This window comes from Falsibacillus albus, from assembly GCF_003668575.1.
Classification (GTDB): Bacteria; Bacillota; Bacilli; order Bacillales; family DSM-25281; genus Falsibacillus; species Falsibacillus albus.
Genome location: NZ_RCVZ01000031.1, coordinates 1 through 15912, shown reverse-complemented (window position 1 = coordinate 15912; position 15912 = coordinate 1). Strand labels below are relative to the sequence as shown.

Genomic DNA, 15912 nt, shown 5'->3' with positions numbered 1-15912 from the left:
TGATTCCCTTTATCCGGATTCCGCTCGCTGACGGACATCAGATCCAAGTTCTGATTCCCTTCATTCCGATTCCGCCCACTGACGGGAATCAGATCCTCTTTCTGTTTCCCTTTATTCGGATTCCTCTCGCTGACGGGCACCAGATCCAAGTTCTGATTCCCTTCATTCCGATTTCGCCCACTGACGGGCATCAGATTCCCGTTCTGTTTCCCTTTATTCCGATTCCGCCCACTGACGGGCATCAGATTCCCATTCTGATTCCCTTTATCCAGATTCCTCTCGCTGACGGGCATCAGATTCCCGTTCTGATTCCCTTCATTCCGATTCCGCCCACTGATGGGAATCAGATCCTCTTTCTGATTCCCTTTATTCCGATTCCTCTCGCTGACGGGCATCAGATTCCCATTCTGATTCCCTTCATTCCGATTCCGCCCACTGATGGGAATCAGATCCTCTTTCTGATTCCCTTTATTCCGATTCCTCTCGCTGACGGGCATCAGATTCTCTTTCTGATTCCCTTTATTCCGATTCGACTCGCTGACGGGCATCAGATCCAAGTTCTGATTCCCTTCATTCCGATTCCGCCCACTGACGGGCATCAGATTCCCGTTCTGTTTCCCTTTATTCCGATTTCGCCCACTGACGGGCATCAGATTCCCATTCTGATTCCCTATATCCAGATTCCTCTCGCTGACGGGCAACAGATCCAAGTTCTGATTCCCTTCAATCGGAATCCACCAACTGAAGAGCCCCACATTCTAAATCTATTTCCCTTCATTCGGTTTAGATCCCCTGATTTATTTCTATATTTCCTTTTAATAACTCCTTCTCATAATTGACCTCCTCTATCCTGCTAGTTTAATGTAAACTACTATCGGGTATGAAAACATACAGTAAAAAAATGGATATACAAGGAGATAGATATGAATCGATTCAAACAATTTGTTCTTTTAGCTGCAGCGAGTTTATTTTTGGCAGGGTGCCAAGAACAAACTGCCAAGACGAATGAGCCAAAAAATCATCAAACAGAGCAATCTACCAATAAGGAGATTGTGATAGCTGATGCGTCCGCAAAGGAATTGGTAAATGCAGATGCCGGGGACCTTTATCAAAAATACATAGGGGAGAAAAGTTTCTCAAAAGCACCTGATGATTACAGACAGGCAACGGATGATGCAATTGATGCTTATTTGAAAAGCTTGGATAGAAAAGAAACGAAGAAATGGGATAAACAAAAATGGGTACAGTCGATGACTTCTTCCCTTGAAACGGGTTATCGGGGTGGTGCGGAGGATATTAGCAGCTATAAAGTGGTGTATGACAAACTTCGCTTGCCGGATGGACGCCTGCTTCAGGATGTTGGAATGAACGAAATCACCAAAAAGCAGGACAAAAAGGTGAATGTCGCGCTGCTAATTGATTCAAGCGGAAGCATGAAAGCACAAGTTGGCGGCGAGAGTAAAATGGCACTCGCTAAAAAGAGCCTTGAGCGCCTTGCCAAAGAGCTTCCCGATTCAGTACATGTCTCTTTGATCGCTTTCGGTTACAAAGGCACCGGCAGTGATGCTGACAAGGAAATGTCCTGTAAGGCAGTTGATACTTTCTACCCGCTCCAGTCATTTAATGAAGCGAAATTTTCCGATTCCCTTTCCAAGTTCAATCCCAGCGGTTGGACTCCTTTAGCTGCCAGTATCGAAATGGCGAACCGCCAGTTGTCAGACAAACAGGGAGAAAACACGGAAAACTTTATTTACGTGGTGAGTGATGGAATAGAAACATGCGGCGGCGATCCGGTTGCGGCCGCAAGAAAAGCAAAGCAGGAACAAACAAATGTCAAAATAAACATTATCGGCTTCGACGTCGATTCGAAAGCCGATCAACAATTGAAACAAGTGGCTGAAGCTGGAGGCGGGGAATACTCTTCAGTCAAAACAAAACAGCAGCTCACGAATATCGAAAATATCTGGAAGGAAGCCATCAATAAAAACACATGGAGATGGTGGGCGGTTCATAATTTCAGCAGCACTACCTGGAAGACGGTCGATCATTACAATGCGATGAATAGTTTCTCTTCCAAATACCTGGCCATGTCCAATCAGGAAGAAAATCGCTTCTTGTCGGCGATGGACAGACTTCAAAAAGAAAAACTCATCGACTCCGATCAACGGTCTGCCATCATTAATATTCTCGATTCCAGGCAAAAAAAGATCAAGGATTACCTAAATGATTTAGTGACAAAGAAACGAACAAAAATCAAAACGGAATCCAATGATATCGATCAAAAACTTCATGTGATCGAAAAGCAGGTAGGCATATAACGGAAAAAGAGGCCGAACCAGTCGGCCTCAAGTACTTTATTGGGCTTCTTCAAAAACTTCCCCAAGTTCATTTTTTCTATTCCCGTCTCTCCGGGTCACAATTTGATTGCTTTTGATCACCTTTTGATACCATTTATAGCTTTCTTTTGGTGTACGCTCAAGGGTTTCATAATCGACATAGATGATGCCGAACCGTTTGGAGAAGCCAAACGCCCACTCATAATTGTCCAGGAATGACCAGACATAATATCCCTGTAAGTTTCCACCGTCTTCAATGAATCGATGTGCCGCTGCGAAATGATCATGAAGGTATTTGATACGTTCATAATCTTCTACTTTTCCATTAACCTTTTGATCCGGAAAAGCAGCGCCATTTTCCGTGATGTAAAGAGGGATATCGGTATATTCCATCTTAATGCGGGTTAGCAGATGGTAGAGGGAATCTGGGTGGATTCCCCAACCCATATCAGTCACGTTAACGGTCTCACTGATGTTTCGGGCTCCGAGTACATCATTTTCGTCATCCGCCCCAACGATATTGTGCGAGTAATAGTTGATCCCCAAGAAATCATTTTGTACGGATATTGTTTCAAGATCCCCGTCTTTTATAAAGTTAAGTATTCCAAATCTGTTTTCATACAGCCTCAGCATATCCTGAGGGTAGCTCCCTTTAAAAAGCGGGTCGAGAAACCACCTGTTGGCAAAACCGTCAGAACGTTCGACTGCAGCCGCATCTTCGGGAGATTCTGTCGCAGGAACTGCCGGGGACAAATTGAGCGTGATGCCGATTTCCCCTTTCAGTCCCATGGACCGGTATAGTTCTACGACTTTACCGTGGGATAAAAGTAAGTGGTGCGATGCGATCAACGCTTCATTCCAATCCGTATGACCGGGGGCATGGACACCGAATCCATATCCCAAGAATGCGGCGCACCACGGTTCATTGTGGGTAATCCATGAGTTGATGCGGCTACCGAATTCCTCAAACAATACCTTAGCGAATGTGACAAAATGCTCGACAGTTTCCCGGTTTGTCCAGCCGCCCTTATCTTGAAGCCATGTTGGCAGGTCCCAATGATAAATGGTGGCTGATGGTGTGATGCCTTTTGCTTCTAATTCATCCAAGAGGCGCTTATAAAACTCAAGCCCCTCAGGATTGAACCTTCCTTCTTGAGGAAACAGTCGCGGCCAAGCAAATGAGAAACGGTAGGATTGAATACCAAGATCGGCCATTAATTGGACATCTTCCTTGTACCGATGGAAATGATCACACGCGATTTCTCCATTTTGCTGTTTATAAACCTTCCCAGGCTGGCGGGCAAAACGATCCCAGATGGATTCGCCTCTTCCTTCTGCATGTGCACCGCCTTCAATTTGATAAGAGGCCGTTGCCGCACCCCAAGTAAATGATTCCGGAAATGTCTTCATTTCCATTCACCCTTTCTTTTATACCTTTTTCGCCATCTAAGTTAGCAGCCATTGCTAATTCCATTGTTCCTTTTGTTCTAAATGATGACATGCGACAAAATGACCTTCCACCGCCTGTTTTAATGCCGGCATCGTTTCCCTGCATACAGCAGTGGCCAATGGGCATCGATGAACAAACGGACAGCCTTTTCTGTCATCTGATAAGTCCGGCGGATCATTCGTCATATTCGTAAGGTCAATTTGGGATTCACTGCCCGGAGTCGCTGCTAAAAGCAAGCGTGTATATGGATTTAACGGATTTTTAATCAATTCTTTTGATTCCGCAATTTCCATGACCTTTCCGCCATATAAAACCATGATTCGGTCGCCAAAATACCGAGCGGATGCCAAGTCATGGGTGATGTATAAATAGGACAGGCCAAGATCGCGCTTTAAGTCGTTCATTAATTGAAGAATTCCCGCTCGTATGGATACATCCAACATGGAAGTGGGTTCATCTGCCACGATAAATTGTGGATTCACGGCCAAGGCACGGGCGATCGCCAGGCGCTGACGCTGACCGCCGGATAATTCATGGGGATGCTTCTTCCTGATTTCTTCGACCGGCGTCAATCCGACTTGCAAAAGCAAATCGGATATTTTTTCATCCAATGCCTTTCCTTTATAGCCCTGGTGCTTTCTTAACGGAAATTTCACATGGCTTTCAATCGTTTTAACTGGGTTTAATGAACCGAATGGATCTTGGAATATCATTTGAGCCACTTTCCGATATTCGTTCAAGTCCTTTCCTTTTAATGAATGTACTTTTTTCCCTTGGACATTGATTGTGCCTTCAGTTGGTTTCAACAATCGGACCAGAGCCCGGCCAATGGTCGTTTTTCCACTTCCGGACTCTCCGACTAAGGCAAGTACTTCGCCTTTTTTTATCTCAAGATTCACCTTGTCAACAGGTGTGATATATTTCTTCTTCCGCTCCCCGCGAACTGGAAACTTAATGACAAGATCTTCTACTTCTACTAATGCAGACTGCTTCAAGATTCCTTCACCTCAATTCTGAACCGTTTCATAAAGATGGCATTGAATATCTCTACCTTCAACTTCCCGGATTTCCGGTCTTTCCTTCTTGCATAGATGGAAAGCGTGCGGACACCGCGGGTGGTAGGCACAGCCGCTCGGAAGATCGACGAGATTCGGTGGATTTCCCGGGATCCCCTCAATCGTTACATCTTCAGCAGTCAAGTGTGGAATGGCTTTAAGAAGCCCTTGCGTATATGGGTGATGCCTGTCAGCTTGATCGAGCGAGCTGCTGTCTGTCACTTCAATAAAGCGCCCGGCATACATGATGGCAACTTTTGAGGCCAATTCAGAGACCAGGCTGAAATCATGGCTGATGAATAAAATCGCATACTTCTTGACCCTTTGTATTTCTTTTATCTTATCCAGGATCGAACGCTGGACAACTACATCCAATGCAGTGGTCGGCTCGTCCATGATGACAAGCTTTGGATCAAGTGCAATGGCAATCGCAATGACCACCCTCTGTCTCATTCCGCCTGAAAGTTCATGTGGATAGCTTTTTAAATATCTCGGGTCGATACTGACGATATCCATCAATTCGATAGCTTTCTTTTTCGCTTCCTTCTTAGACATGCGTTTATCATGGCTAAGGTAAACGTCTAAAATTTGTTCCTCAATGGTCAATACAGGATTCAAGGCATTCATGGCACTTTGAAACACCATGGACATTTGACTCCAGCGGAATTTCCTTAAGTCATTTTTGCTCATGCTGTATACATCTTTACCCATTACTTTAATTGTTCCTGATGTAAGAACGGCATTATTTTTTAATAAGTGCATGATGGCGTTTCCCAGTGTCGACTTGCCTGATCCAGATTCACCGATCAGCCCGACAATCGTATTTTCGTAGATTTTGAGAGATACATCATTGACAGCATGAACCATCCCAGCAGAGGAATCATAGGCAATTGATACATTTTGAAGTTCAAGTACGGGCACGTTTGTTTCCATGATTCTTCCTCCTTCTTGGCGACTTCAAGCGTGGATTGGTGATTTGATCAATCGCAAAGTTCATCAGGACGAGGCTAAGTCCCACCAATGCAATCCCGATGCCAGGCGGAACAAACCACCACCACGCCCCTCTAAGGAGTGCAGCGTTGGAACTCGCCCAATAAAGCATCGTCCCCCAGCTGGTTGAATTGATATCCTCAAAACCTAAGAATGCTAAACCAGATTCAGCTAAAATAGCGCCTAATGTCGCAAACATAATATTCCCTGCGATGATGGACATCATATTCGGACATATTTCAGTAATCATAATGCCCAGTGATGATTTTCCGGACATTTTGGCAGCTGATATGAAGTCCCTTCCGGCAAGTGTCATTGTCTGGGAACGAAAGACCCTGGCTCCCCAGGCCCATCCGGTCAAAGCAATAATCAGTCCATTTACAAAAGGAGTAGAAGCTTTTAAATAAGCCCCGATCACAATCAGTAATGCCAGGCCAGGCAGCACAAGGAAGAGATTTGTGATGAAACTAAGGATGGCGTCGGTCAATCCGCCCCTATACCCTGCTACAACTCCGAAAATCAAACCGATGATCGTCGATAGAATACCGGCGCCAAAACCAACAACCATCGTATTCCTCGCACTATAAATAAATTGGGAGTATAAATCCTGCCCTGTGTTTGTCGTTCCGAACCAATGGTCCGCAGTCGGTGATAAATTCGGATCAAAGACAGCTGCACTTGGTGAATAAGGTGCAATCCATGGAGCAAAGACCGCTATGAACAGAAAAATTGAAAAAATGATAAAACCAGCTGCTGATTTTCCATTACTAAAGAATAGCTTTAATGGTTTGAATGCCCTTAAAATATTGTTTGTCTGCTTGACTTTGATTTGCGAAGATGTTGTGATTTCAGCTTTCATCCTTCGACTCCCCTTCCTGTGCGAATCCTTGGATCCAATCGACTGTATAACAAGTCAACAATCAGGTTAGCCACTAGGACAGCAACAGCGATCAAAAGAAAGGACGCTTGTATCATCGGAAAATCCTGTGATTGTACAGCAGATGTCAATTGGTTGCCGATTCCCGGATAGGAGAAAACCTGTTCAGTCAGAATGGAACCGCTGACCACATTCCCGATGGCAATCGCAAAACTGGTCAATTGCGGCAAGATGGCATTCCGCGCTGCATAAGAAAACATCAGCCTGGATGTACTCACTCCCTTTGCCTCGGCAAAAGTAACGTAATCTTCTCCAAGTGTATACATCATATTGTTGCGCATTCCGACAATCCAACCGCTTAAGGAACCGAGTAATAACGTAATTCCAGGTAAAAATGCATGATTGATGATACTGGTTATGTAACTTCCGGTAAAACCAGGTGTCAGTGACGGATCGTATCCGTGTGCCATCGGAAACCAGTTAAGCTTGAATCCGAAAATAAATACGAATAACAAAGCCACCCAAAAGTAAGGCATCGCTTGAAAGATCATCGAGACGATTGGAAGTGTATTATCTAAAAATCCTCTTCTTTTCCAGGAGATATAAACCCCCAATGTGGTGCCGATAAAAACGGAAAGAACAGTTGAGAACCCAACCAATCCCAATGTCCAAGGGATGCTGCCTTGAATCATGTCCTTGACTGGCGTCGGGTATTGCATGAATGACAACCCCCAATCAAATGTGAGGAGACCATGCAAATAATCAATGTATTGCTGCCACAGGCTGGACTGTCCTATCCCATAAGCCTTCTTCATCGCCTCTAATGCAGCTGGCGTCAACTGGCCTTGGAACTTTGCAAACATGGCATCGGCCGGACTCCCTGGCATCATCCGCGGCAAAATAAAGTTAATCGTCACAGCAGCCCATAATGAAAGGACAAAAAAACCGAGGCGGTTCATAATGTAGCGCATTTATTTCCCCCCTGTTGCAAATAAATTATGAGGAAAAGGGCATGATACCCTTTTCCTTTTTTTAACGTTCGAATTTTAGTTATTTGGTTTTAATTTTGACAGGACAATGGCTGGTGCAGGCCAATTGAATGGAGCCGGGTTGGCATATGGATCACCTTCTGTTGGCCAGCCTGTATAATTTTCTGTTCTATATTCATACCAGACCGGTCCATTGACTAATGGGATTGTCGGCATTTTTTCAACCATTACATTTTGGAGGTAATTGATCGCTTCTTTTTGTACTGCTTCATCAGTAGTTCCTTGGAATTTTTTCAATGCTGCATCCGTCTCCGGATCATTCCATTTTTCCAAGTTCCATCCCCCATGACTATTCAACATATCCTGGTATTGCTTGTAAGGATCTGGGCCAGAATTGGTCCAGGAAATGGCCAAATCATATTTACCGCCTTGTACATTTGTGGCATATGCAGCATAATCAGGCTGCTGTACTTTAACATCGAACCCGACACTGTTTAATTCTTGTGAAATCAATTGTGCCATTGTTGCCCAGTCGGTCCATCCAGAAACGGTTTGCAATGTAAAGGACAATTTTTCTCCATCAGGCGATACGAAGATTCCATCCTTGTCCTTCTTATAGCCGGCATCTTCCAAGGTCTTAACGGCTGCATCTTTGTTATAGTCAAATTTCAATTTATCTTCGGGAATACTTGGATCGACCCAGTCTTTGTCTCTCGGAAGGATTAATGCCGTTGTGCTAGGCAATGGATCATATCCAGAAGCAGCCTGATCAGATAGTTTCTTGCGATCGATTGCCAGACTGATCGCCTTTCGAACATTGACATCTTTTAAAAGCGGATTTGTCAGATTCGGATATAATGTGACGTTGTTGCTTGGAGGGAACCAATACTTGTTATTCTCCTTATTTGCAGAGACATAGACTTTGTCTGCATCAGGAATAAAAATCCCTGCCCAATCCAGCTCACCTTTCGTCAACGCCAATTGTTCACTATCATTCCCACTGTATACCGGGAATTCAAGATTTTTAACCGCATATTCTCCATCGTAGAAATTTGAATTCGCTTTCATTTTGTAAAGCTGTGGTGTAAACGACTCTAATACATAAGGGCCTGTACCAATCGCAAGCTTTTGGGTGATCTTAGCTTTGGATGGGTCCCCGAGGTCTTTCCAGATGTGCTGTGGAACAATGTCTACTCCCAGGACATAGGATTGGAACGGGACATTCGGTTGATCAAAATTGAATGCAACTTGATTATCCCCCTGTTTCTCGACAGAAGTAACTTCCTTCCAGATACCAGATGTATCTGCAGCAGGATCTTTTTTAAGCAAATCAAATGTGAATACCACATCGTCTGCAGTAAAGGCTTCGCCATCAGACCACTTCACATTATCACGGAGAGTGGCAACCAGTGTTTTATTGTCATTTGTCCACTCAAACTGGGTTGCGAGCATTGGATTATCTTTACCGCTGACAGGATCAAAATAATAAAGAGGCTGGAAAATCAATCCGTTTGTCCCACCCATGGCCGTGCTTGAAAATGGGTTGAAATTTTCTTGCCATTGACCTGCAGGCGACAAACCAATGACTAAAGGTTTTGCACTTTTGGAAGTCGATTTCCCAGTCTCTGAAGAAGTTTCTTTATCTGTACACGCTGAAAGGACTAAAGTAAAAGCAAGAAAGATCATAAGCATTAATGGTAATATTCTTTTATTCTTCATTTACGTTCCTCCTATTTTTTCGAAAGCGGTTTCGTAAAAGCGTAAAAATGATTACAGAAAATCCTTTTGTTTTTCACCACCTCCTATAAAATCATTGACTACTTAAAGGATGAGGAATTTATATTTGCCACAGTATCCCGGATCACCAATTCTGTTTCAATCATAAGCGGAGATGTAGAGTAATCCGAATCATTCATGAGCTTGAACAATTCCTTTGCAGCCATCTGCCCCATTGTTTCTTTCTTTTGTCTAATCGTGGTCAACCGTGGAGTGACATATTTAAGCAGGGTAATATCGTCAAAGCCGATGACTGATATATCCTCACCGATTTTCATCCCAGCTTCACGAATGGCATCCATCGCTCCTATTGCCATCATATCTCCTGCACAAAATATTGCTGAAGGCAGCTCATCGCTTACAAGCAGTTTTTTTACTGAATGATACCCGCCATTTTCAGAAAAATCACTCGGAATGATCCAATTATCTACTATCGGCAGCTTGTGCTTTTCCATTGCCATTTTAAAACCTGTCAAACGATCGGAACCAGGCTTAGTGACAAAAACATCAGAGATGAAAGCAATTTTGGAATGGCCCATCTCCACCAGAAAATCAATGGCCATCATTGCCCCGCCGATATTGTCTGAACATAAATAATTTGCGTTTTTCCCAATTAAATCTAAATCGATTGACATACATGGAATAGAGCTTTTGGCAATTCCGATAAGGTTCGGATCAGTCCGTGGTACACCTAACAAGAATAACCCATCAACATTCCGATTTTTTGCCCGCGCTTCAAATGTTTCCACTTGATTTTCTGGATGATTATTAGCAAAGAACATCAAATCATAACCGTATTCCCCTATCACATCCTTAAAACTTGCTAAAATATCTTGCAAAAAATGATGCCGAAACCCAGTGTTCAAGTGGTCTTGGAAAAAGACGCCCACTGTTTTGGACTTCTTTGTCGCCAGCCCTCTGGCAATGGAGTTGGGCTGATACCCCAATTCCTCGATAATTCGTTTCACATTCTCTATGGTGTTCTTCCCTACATCAGACCGCCCATTCAAAACTTTAGAAACAGTCGCCGCAGAAACACCTGCTTTCTTAGCAATATCATAGATTGTCAGCATTGTCTAAACTCCTTCGAAACCGGTTACGTTGACTATATTATTTATCAGAATTTTCTATTTGTAAAGGGTTTCATATAAAATAATTCCAAAATTTCTAAAAATTTTTTAGAGAAAAACTCATTCGTTTAAAAAATAAAAAGGGAGTAGTTTAATAGATTTATTATCGGATCAATAGTAAAAAAGGATTGTGAGCCCAGTCAACCTGACTAAGCTCACAATCCTTTTTATTTGATACCGGTGGCCGGGGTCGAACCGGCACTCCCGTAGGAACACGATTTTGAGTCCCCTAAAATACTAAAATGCTTATAGAACCAAATGTACCAACTAATGTCGGACTTTGGTATATTATCAGTTAACACGATTACTGACTATTATGCCTTTGGTCTTTAAAACAGTCAAGTTTTTATCTAGTTTGTTTATTAAATTTCGCTTGCCCAATTTGTTTATAATGCCTAATTAACATAAATTCAAATGATCTTGCTTCTTCTTCTCTATCAAATTCCCTTACAAACTTATATTTAATTTTACCGTCCTTCATTAGCTGCCTATGATCTGAGTTTCTTCTATTAGTATATCTTCTGCATCTATACCATACTCCACTACCTACATATACGACTTCCCCATCTAACCAATGTTCATATACGATAAATAAATTTTCTTTCCTAAGCTCTTTTTGACTAAGACCATGATTTTTTATAAGTTGTTGTATTTTCTGAAAGCTTACATTGTAAATGTTAGATATGTCTTGATTAGTCATTTTATCCGATAAATGTTGTACAAGCTGTTTTTTAGTTGGCAGCATAAAAAATCACCTCGATACTTCTATATCATGGTGATCAAAAATGTAAAACTAATTATTAGATTTTAAAAAGCTTGTTATCTTTCGATAGTCGCAATATCTTATCGTCTTCATCGATAAATGAATAATCTTTTATCTTTTCATTTAGCATTGCAAAAACAAATTGACTGTCATTTTCATTAATAAACTCAACTATTTTGCTGAGATTGTGTTCATCTACTGTTTCCAAGACATCATGTACAAAGAACTTAGGGTATTCTAAGTCTAGTTCTTTTAGAAAGGAGACATATGCTATATCCAAAAGTAATGTAATAGTTTTCCGATACCCAGTACCTAGCCCCTCATCAACATTAGATAATTTCAATGGAAATGAGTTCTCACGTGTTAAATACAAGCGCTGTCCAAATATTTCATTACTATAGTTGGTTAAGTACTCATTGAAATTAGATAAGTTATCAAATGATTCAGAGTTTCCATTCATTGCTTCGTATTTCTCACTTTTTTCCACTAATTGATCAATTAAATCATTGTAAAGGTCTTGTATTTTAGATAATAACCCTAGCTGCTCACTTTGTTCAATTAATTGTTTATGCACATTTTCAAATTCCTTAAAATTACCCTCTTCTATTATACTTATAATATTCTTATTTTCTCTTACAATAGATGCTCGAGCTCTTTCCATTTTTTCTAAATCAATATCAACTTTCTCCAACCGATTTTTATAATATTTTATTTTGTTTTGCCTGATACTTTTGTTGAACTCAACTAGTTCATTAAAATCCTTAGATATACTGCCTAACGACCGTTCTACATCTTTATAAAACTCTAATAAAACTGATTCATCAAAGGTGACTTCTTCTCTTTCTTCTTTACCTAGTATATTCGTTATTTTCGCTCGTTTAAACAACAGCGAAGCGATGGAGTCATTAATAGTATTGATCAGTTCTTTTATACTAGAAATTCTTTCTAGATTTTTCTCATAATCCTCTACATAAATCATAGACTTTACTTTTTGCTCTAGTTCTCGAACTGAATTTTGAACTATCCTTATTCTTTCCCTCAAATCATCAATATTAGAGAATTTGTGAATTTTTATAAGTTGACTTATATCTTTCTTTATTTGCTCAATCTCTTTATGAAGTTTTAGCTTTCTTTCACTGTCTTCATGAGAGGAAAGTTTAAATAAGAAATCATAAATGTTCTTATATTCTGCATTAGTTGTATTTTGATGTAGGTACTTTAAAAAAGTATTGGTATCTTCTTTTTGCTTAATTCTTATAAATTTTCCAATTAACTGTCTAAAAGAAGGAGGTTTTTCAATGTTAAAAATGAGTTCATTTAACCTATCAACATAATTATCATAGGTAAAATGTTCGCCATTAATATATCTTTTTCCCCGTTCAAAAAGTTCCACTTTTAGAGAATATATTAATGTTCCTTTTATGATTTCTAATTCTACATATACCTTTTTATCATTAATATAATTTTTTAATGATGTAGTTTCACTACCAGTATCATTATCAGTCCAGATATATTTTTTATCCTTAGCGCCAAAACAAATATCAATTAACTTTAAAAATGTAGTTTTACCAACATTGTTCCCTTGAGAATTATCAGTATCCCCAGTTTCATCTACTATAATATTTATTCCCGCTTTAAATGGTACATTTCTAATTTCTTTCTCTTCCCCAACGCCTTCATTCATCCTCATTCTTTTTAGGTACATAGACTAAGTCCCCCCCTTCTATTTTCAATTTATCAATCAAATATAAAAAATTCAAAGCAAGATTATATTTGAAATAAGGTTGTTTTTCGTCAATTTCCTCATATAAATTCTCAATTAGAGCTAATTTTATCCTTTCGAGTTTTTTTATTTTAAGGAGTATCTGAGCAGATAAATATAATATTGTTTCTTCAGGTTTTGAGTCCTTGTCTATTAGCATATTAGTTCACCTTACAGCTGCTTTTGGAATTGGATCTAACAATTTACACTTAGTGAATGCGTAATACATTAAGGCATGAATTGCTAATTCTGCATCCTCAAGATACATATCTTTGGATTTATTATCGTTTTCAATTGTTTCAAATAAATATTGGTAAACACCTTCACAGATTTCATCTTTGTTTTCCCACTGGCTAAATCTTTTCAGTTTTTTATACTTAGTATTTATTTTTTTGAGTATTCTTTCTCTACGCGGAATTCCTTCAAGTATTGATTCAACATCATCTAGATAATGATCACATTCAAAAAAAATTTCCTTATACAAATCAATTTCATTATAATCCATCTTACCTTCAAAGTCAGAAGTGAGCTCTGTATCATAATCTTCTGAAGCATCTTCAAGTTCGGAGAATTGAACGCAAAAATCAAACAGATAAGTTCTGTTTAAGATCTTATTTTGACCGGCATAATGGTTAATTTCAAATGTAGCTCCATCACCTGTACTGTTTATGGTATGATCACCGTTACTATCGATATTTCGTCTGTTACCGACCATATTAACACTTCCTAGCGCTGAATTGTACTACTATCCCCGGTGTTATTTATCACGTTATCTCCCTTTGATTGAATATTTCTATCACCTGATATTTGTTGTCTTAGTGTATCTAAGTCTTTTTTCAATTTAAAATTCAATAAAAGGGAGATTATTGTTCCGATTGAGGCAATGATACTTAAAATAATTGATGTTGTTTCCATAATTTCACCTACACTATTTATTTATTAAGTTATATTTTACCATATTAGATATTATTAATCTTAAAATAACAAAAGTATTTAGTAATTGTTAAAAGATATTCCAGTAGACCTTTGATTTCAAAAAAACAGTGTGCCTCCTGATGCTAAAGGATTAAAATATATGATGTATATATACTTTCGATAAAGGGGTGTTAACGATGAATGATAGTGATCAAGAATTGTTAGACGAAATACCTAAGATTGTACAAATATCATATATAGAAATCATGTTGGAAGAATTATTTTTACAACAGCAAGAAGCTTTAAATGAGCTAAATAATTTTAAAGAATATACCAACAAAAAGTTATCTTTGCTAGAAAAGCGTCTTTTCAAAATCATAAATGCTGCAAAAAGTGCTAATGAAGGCTTGGAAAAGTTGAAGGAATTTGAAGGAATTAAATCAGTTCGTGGAGATCAAAGCTAAGGACCTTAAACAAATAGAAAACAGGAACAGTCCCAATCAAAATTAATTGATTAGAACTGTTATCATTCCTGTGTATTCTTCAATTCTTTGAAGATTTTATTTGCTAGTGCTTCTGCTGATGTGTAATTGCTTTCGTGTACTGTAATCAACTTTCTTTCAATTATAAAAATCCATTGTCGTATCATTTTATTACTCCCTCAAATTCTTGAACCATCTGTATTAGTTTCTTATTGCTCGTCTTAATTGCTTTCTTCTTCAACAGTAGGCAGTATTTGTCATGAGGAAGAATTTTATCAACTCCAGCAACGATAGCAAACAAGGTGTAGACTAATGGGTCCAGTATTTCAGGATTCTTAATCATGACTTGTAGAGCATCCTTCTGGCCCAAAGTCTTTGCCTTGCTGATAAGTTCTTGTTCCTTTTCAAACATCAGTTAACACCTGCCATTAAACTGTTGATAAAATTCTCATCTTCATCATCAAGTTTGATATTAGAAATGTCATTGTTAACCACCTCAATTAATTCTCTTCGACTAGCTGGGTCCAACATTAATTTTTTCATTTGTCTGTCTACAGTTTGAGTTAAAGTATTTCTTTGCTGAAGAATTTTTATTTCTTGAGTAAGATCGAGTTCTTCATCAACCAGCATATTTTCAAATCTGTTCAAATGGTGAAGAGTATTTGAAAGCTCAATTAATGCAAACTTATCTAATCCGATCAAGTGTGAAGCGCCTAGTTGTTCGAGTTCTTTGAGCAAAACCTTGTACATCAATTCATTGTGCAACCGGACTCCTATTGGCAAATCAGTAAAGTCAGTTTGAGGAAGATTCTTTTTAAATTCTTCAGCTAGCTCTTGTTTCTGTTTTGCTCGAGTAACATTGCTGTCAGTATGAGTTCCAATGATCTTTTTATTCATATTTATCTCCTTCTTTCATTTGACATGGACTGATTCAAACGGTAACGGCTGTAAAAACGGATCTCCCACCGTAATATCAGGTGGTATATGCTTTTTTGTATGAAAAGTAGGCGATACTACAACCACGCTCGGAACCAACTATATGACATTGGTTCACAACCAAATCCCCATAGAGTAAGATTCACTCGATTACATAACTCTGTTCTCTCGATTCTCTTGCCTTTGTAGTACATCAATTCAAGGATATGTTTAGTCTCTACTGCTGCTACTGCTCGTCTGAATGCAGCTTCTCCGATATCCTCACGTAACTCTTGAAGTACGTGTAGCTTATCTTCAGTACTCATCTTCATGTTTACTTCTTCCACTTTCATTTGTTATCATCCTCTCTCTTTGAAGTTAAATAAGAGAACTATAACTGATGTTATAGTCAGGCTGTCGAGAAACTCTCGACAGCCATTTTTATTTTCATTTACTTCAATAATTCACCGCG

18 protein-coding genes and 1 pseudogene are annotated in these 15912 nt (G+C 39.5%); 3 read left to right on the top strand and 16 right to left on the bottom strand.

Features of this window, described 5'->3' with window-relative positions; translation table 11 throughout:
* Nucleotides 1–755: pseudogene (locus D9X91_RS21985) on the bottom strand (hypothetical protein); the annotation flags it as partial.
* 168 nt (nt 756–923) lie between these two features.
* Here D9X91_RS21985 and D9X91_RS21980 point away from each other — a divergent pair.
* A complete protein-coding gene (locus D9X91_RS21980; protein ID WP_121682804.1) occupies nt 924–2318 on the top strand; it encodes a VWA domain-containing protein in 1395 nt (464 codons plus the stop codon).
* A gap of 36 nt (nt 2319–2354) precedes the next feature.
* Here the strand turns inward: D9X91_RS21980 and D9X91_RS21975 are convergent, their stop codons facing one another.
* The 11 genes from D9X91_RS21975 to D9X91_RS21925 form a co-directional block, all read right to left on the bottom strand.
* Nucleotides 2355–3746: a GH1 family beta-glucosidase gene (locus D9X91_RS21975; RefSeq protein WP_121682803.1), complete on the bottom strand. Its 1392-nt coding sequence runs from the start codon at nt 3744–3746 to the stop codon at nt 2355–2357.
* A gap of 54 nt (nt 3747–3800) precedes the next feature.
* Complete coding sequence (locus D9X91_RS21970; RefSeq protein ID WP_233569891.1) at nt 3801–4781, bottom strand: ABC transporter ATP-binding protein; 981 nt, start codon at nt 4779–4781, stop codon at nt 3801–3803.
* Between the two features lie 12 nt (nt 4782–4793).
* On the bottom strand, nt 4794–5774 hold the full coding sequence (locus D9X91_RS21965) for an ABC transporter ATP-binding protein (RefSeq protein WP_121682801.1): 981 nt from the start codon (nt 5772–5774) through the stop codon (nt 4794–4796).
* A complete protein-coding gene (locus D9X91_RS21960) occupies nt 5749–6690 on the bottom strand; it encodes an ABC transporter permease (RefSeq protein WP_121682800.1) in 942 nt (313 codons plus the stop codon). The genes D9X91_RS21965 and D9X91_RS21960 overlap by 26 nt, the downstream gene beginning before the upstream one ends.
* Nucleotides 6687–7679 (bottom strand): ABC transporter permease, encoded by a 993-nt coding sequence (locus D9X91_RS21955; RefSeq protein ID WP_121682799.1) that lies wholly within the window; start codon nt 7677–7679, stop codon nt 6687–6689. Before D9X91_RS21955 ends, D9X91_RS21960 begins: the two co-directional genes overlap by 4 nt.
* 75 nt (nt 7680–7754) lie before the next feature.
* Nucleotides 7755–9416 (bottom strand): ABC transporter substrate-binding protein, encoded by a 1662-nt coding sequence (locus tag D9X91_RS21950; RefSeq protein WP_121682798.1) that lies wholly within the window; start codon nt 9414–9416, stop codon nt 7755–7757.
* Nucleotides 9417–9514: 98 nt separating this feature from the next.
* Nucleotides 9515–10546 (bottom strand): LacI family DNA-binding transcriptional regulator, encoded by a 1032-nt coding sequence (locus tag D9X91_RS21945; protein WP_121682797.1) that lies wholly within the window; start codon nt 10544–10546, stop codon nt 9515–9517.
* Nucleotides 10547–10949: 403 nt separating this feature from the next.
* Entirely contained in the window at nt 10950–11348 is a 399-nt protein-coding gene (locus tag D9X91_RS21940; RefSeq protein WP_121682796.1) for a hypothetical protein, read from the bottom strand.
* Nucleotides 11349–11403: 55 nt separating this feature from the next.
* Complete coding sequence (locus tag D9X91_RS21935; RefSeq protein WP_121682795.1) at nt 11404–13071, bottom strand: hypothetical protein; 1668 nt, start codon at nt 13069–13071, stop codon at nt 11404–11406.
* Entirely contained in the window at nt 13043–13288 is a 246-nt protein-coding gene (locus D9X91_RS21930) for an ABC-three component system middle component 6 (RefSeq protein ID WP_121682794.1), read from the bottom strand. Before D9X91_RS21930 ends, D9X91_RS21935 begins: the two co-directional genes overlap by 29 nt.
* Nucleotides 13289–13294: 6 nt before the next feature.
* Nucleotides 13295–13843: a hypothetical protein gene (locus D9X91_RS21925; RefSeq protein WP_121682793.1), complete on the bottom strand. Its 549-nt coding sequence runs from the start codon at nt 13841–13843 to the stop codon at nt 13295–13297.
* Nucleotides 13844–14240: 397 nt separating this feature from the next.
* Here D9X91_RS21925 and D9X91_RS21915 point away from each other — a divergent pair, with 397 nt between their 5' ends.
* Both D9X91_RS21915 and D9X91_RS23160 read left to right on the top strand, forming a co-directional pair.
* Nucleotides 14241–14507 (top strand): hypothetical protein, encoded by a 267-nt coding sequence (locus D9X91_RS21915; protein WP_121682791.1) that lies wholly within the window; start codon nt 14241–14243, stop codon nt 14505–14507.
* On the top strand, nt 14491–14553 hold the full coding sequence (locus D9X91_RS23160) for a hypothetical protein (RefSeq protein ID WP_407644214.1): 63 nt from the start codon (nt 14491–14493) through the stop codon (nt 14551–14553). Before D9X91_RS21915 ends, D9X91_RS23160 begins: the two co-directional genes overlap by 17 nt.
* 16 nt (nt 14554–14569) lie before the next feature.
* On the opposite strand, the gene D9X91_RS23085 is transcribed toward D9X91_RS23160, so the two are convergent.
* The 4 genes from D9X91_RS23085 to D9X91_RS21895 all read right to left on the bottom strand — a co-directional run bounded on the left by D9X91_RS23085 (nt 14570) and on the right by D9X91_RS21895 (nt 15793).
* A complete protein-coding gene (locus tag D9X91_RS23085) occupies nt 14570–14692 on the bottom strand; it encodes a hypothetical protein (protein ID WP_267900827.1) in 123 nt (40 codons plus the stop codon).
* A complete protein-coding gene (locus D9X91_RS21905) occupies nt 14689–14937 on the bottom strand; it encodes a hypothetical protein (protein ID WP_121682789.1) in 249 nt (82 codons plus the stop codon). Before D9X91_RS21905 ends, D9X91_RS23085 begins: the two co-directional genes overlap by 4 nt.
* A complete protein-coding gene (locus D9X91_RS21900) occupies nt 14937–15422 on the bottom strand; it encodes a hypothetical protein (protein WP_121682788.1) in 486 nt (161 codons plus the stop codon). The genes D9X91_RS21905 and D9X91_RS21900 overlap by 1 nt, the downstream gene beginning before the upstream one ends.
* 116 nt (nt 15423–15538) lie before the next feature.
* A complete protein-coding gene (locus tag D9X91_RS21895; protein WP_121682787.1) occupies nt 15539–15793 on the bottom strand; it encodes a hypothetical protein in 255 nt (84 codons plus the stop codon).
* Between the last annotated feature and the right edge of the window lie 119 nt (nt 15794–15912).

Bases quoted from the DNA above. Each gene is read 5' to 3' on its own strand.
- D9X91_RS21980 (WP_121682804.1), top strand. From the start codon at position 924: ATGAATCGATTCAAACAATTTGTTCTTTTAGCTGCAGCGAGTTTATTT.
- D9X91_RS21975 (WP_121682803.1), bottom strand. From the start codon at position 3,746: ATGAAGACATTTCCGGAATCATTTACTTGGGGTGCGGCAACGGCCTCT.
- D9X91_RS21965 (WP_121682801.1), bottom strand. From the start codon at position 5,774: ATGGAAACAAACGTGCCCGTACTTGAACTTCAAAATGTATCAATTGCC.
- D9X91_RS21960 (WP_121682800.1), bottom strand. From the start codon at position 6,690: ATGAAAGCTGAAATCACAACATCTTCGCAAATCAAAGTCAAGCAGACA.
- D9X91_RS21955 (WP_121682799.1), bottom strand. From the start codon at position 7,679: ATGCGCTACATTATGAACCGCCTCGGTTTTTTTGTCCTTTCATTATGG.
- D9X91_RS21950 (WP_121682798.1), bottom strand. From the start codon at position 9,416: ATGAAGAATAAAAGAATATTACCATTAATGCTTATGATCTTTCTTGCT.
- D9X91_RS21945 (WP_121682797.1), bottom strand. From the start codon at position 10,546: ATGCTGACAATCTATGATATTGCTAAGAAAGCAGGTGTTTCTGCGGCG.
- D9X91_RS21940 (WP_121682796.1), bottom strand. From the start codon at position 11,348: ATGCTGCCAACTAAAAAACAGCTTGTACAACATTTATCGGATAAAATG.
- D9X91_RS21935 (WP_121682795.1), bottom strand. From the start codon at position 13,071: ATGTACCTAAAAAGAATGAGGATGAATGAAGGCGTTGGGGAAGAGAAA.
- D9X91_RS21930 (WP_121682794.1), bottom strand. From the start codon at position 13,288: ATGCTAATAGACAAGGACTCAAAACCTGAAGAAACAATATTATATTTA.
- D9X91_RS21925 (WP_121682793.1), bottom strand. From the start codon at position 13,843: ATGGTCGGTAACAGACGAAATATCGATAGTAACGGTGATCATACCATA.
- D9X91_RS21915 (WP_121682791.1), top strand. From the start codon at position 14,241: ATGAATGATAGTGATCAAGAATTGTTAGACGAAATACCTAAGATTGTA.
- D9X91_RS23085 (WP_267900827.1), bottom strand. From the start codon at position 14,692: ATGATACGACAATGGATTTTTATAATTGAAAGAAAGTTGATTACAGTA.
- D9X91_RS21905 (WP_121682789.1), bottom strand. From the start codon at position 14,937: ATGTTTGAAAAGGAACAAGAACTTATCAGCAAGGCAAAGACTTTGGGC.
- D9X91_RS21900 (WP_121682788.1), bottom strand. From the start codon at position 15,422: ATGAATAAAAAGATCATTGGAACTCATACTGACAGCAATGTTACTCGA.
- D9X91_RS21895 (WP_121682787.1), bottom strand. From the start codon at position 15,793: ATGAAAGTGGAAGAAGTAAACATGAAGATGAGTACTGAAGATAAGCTA.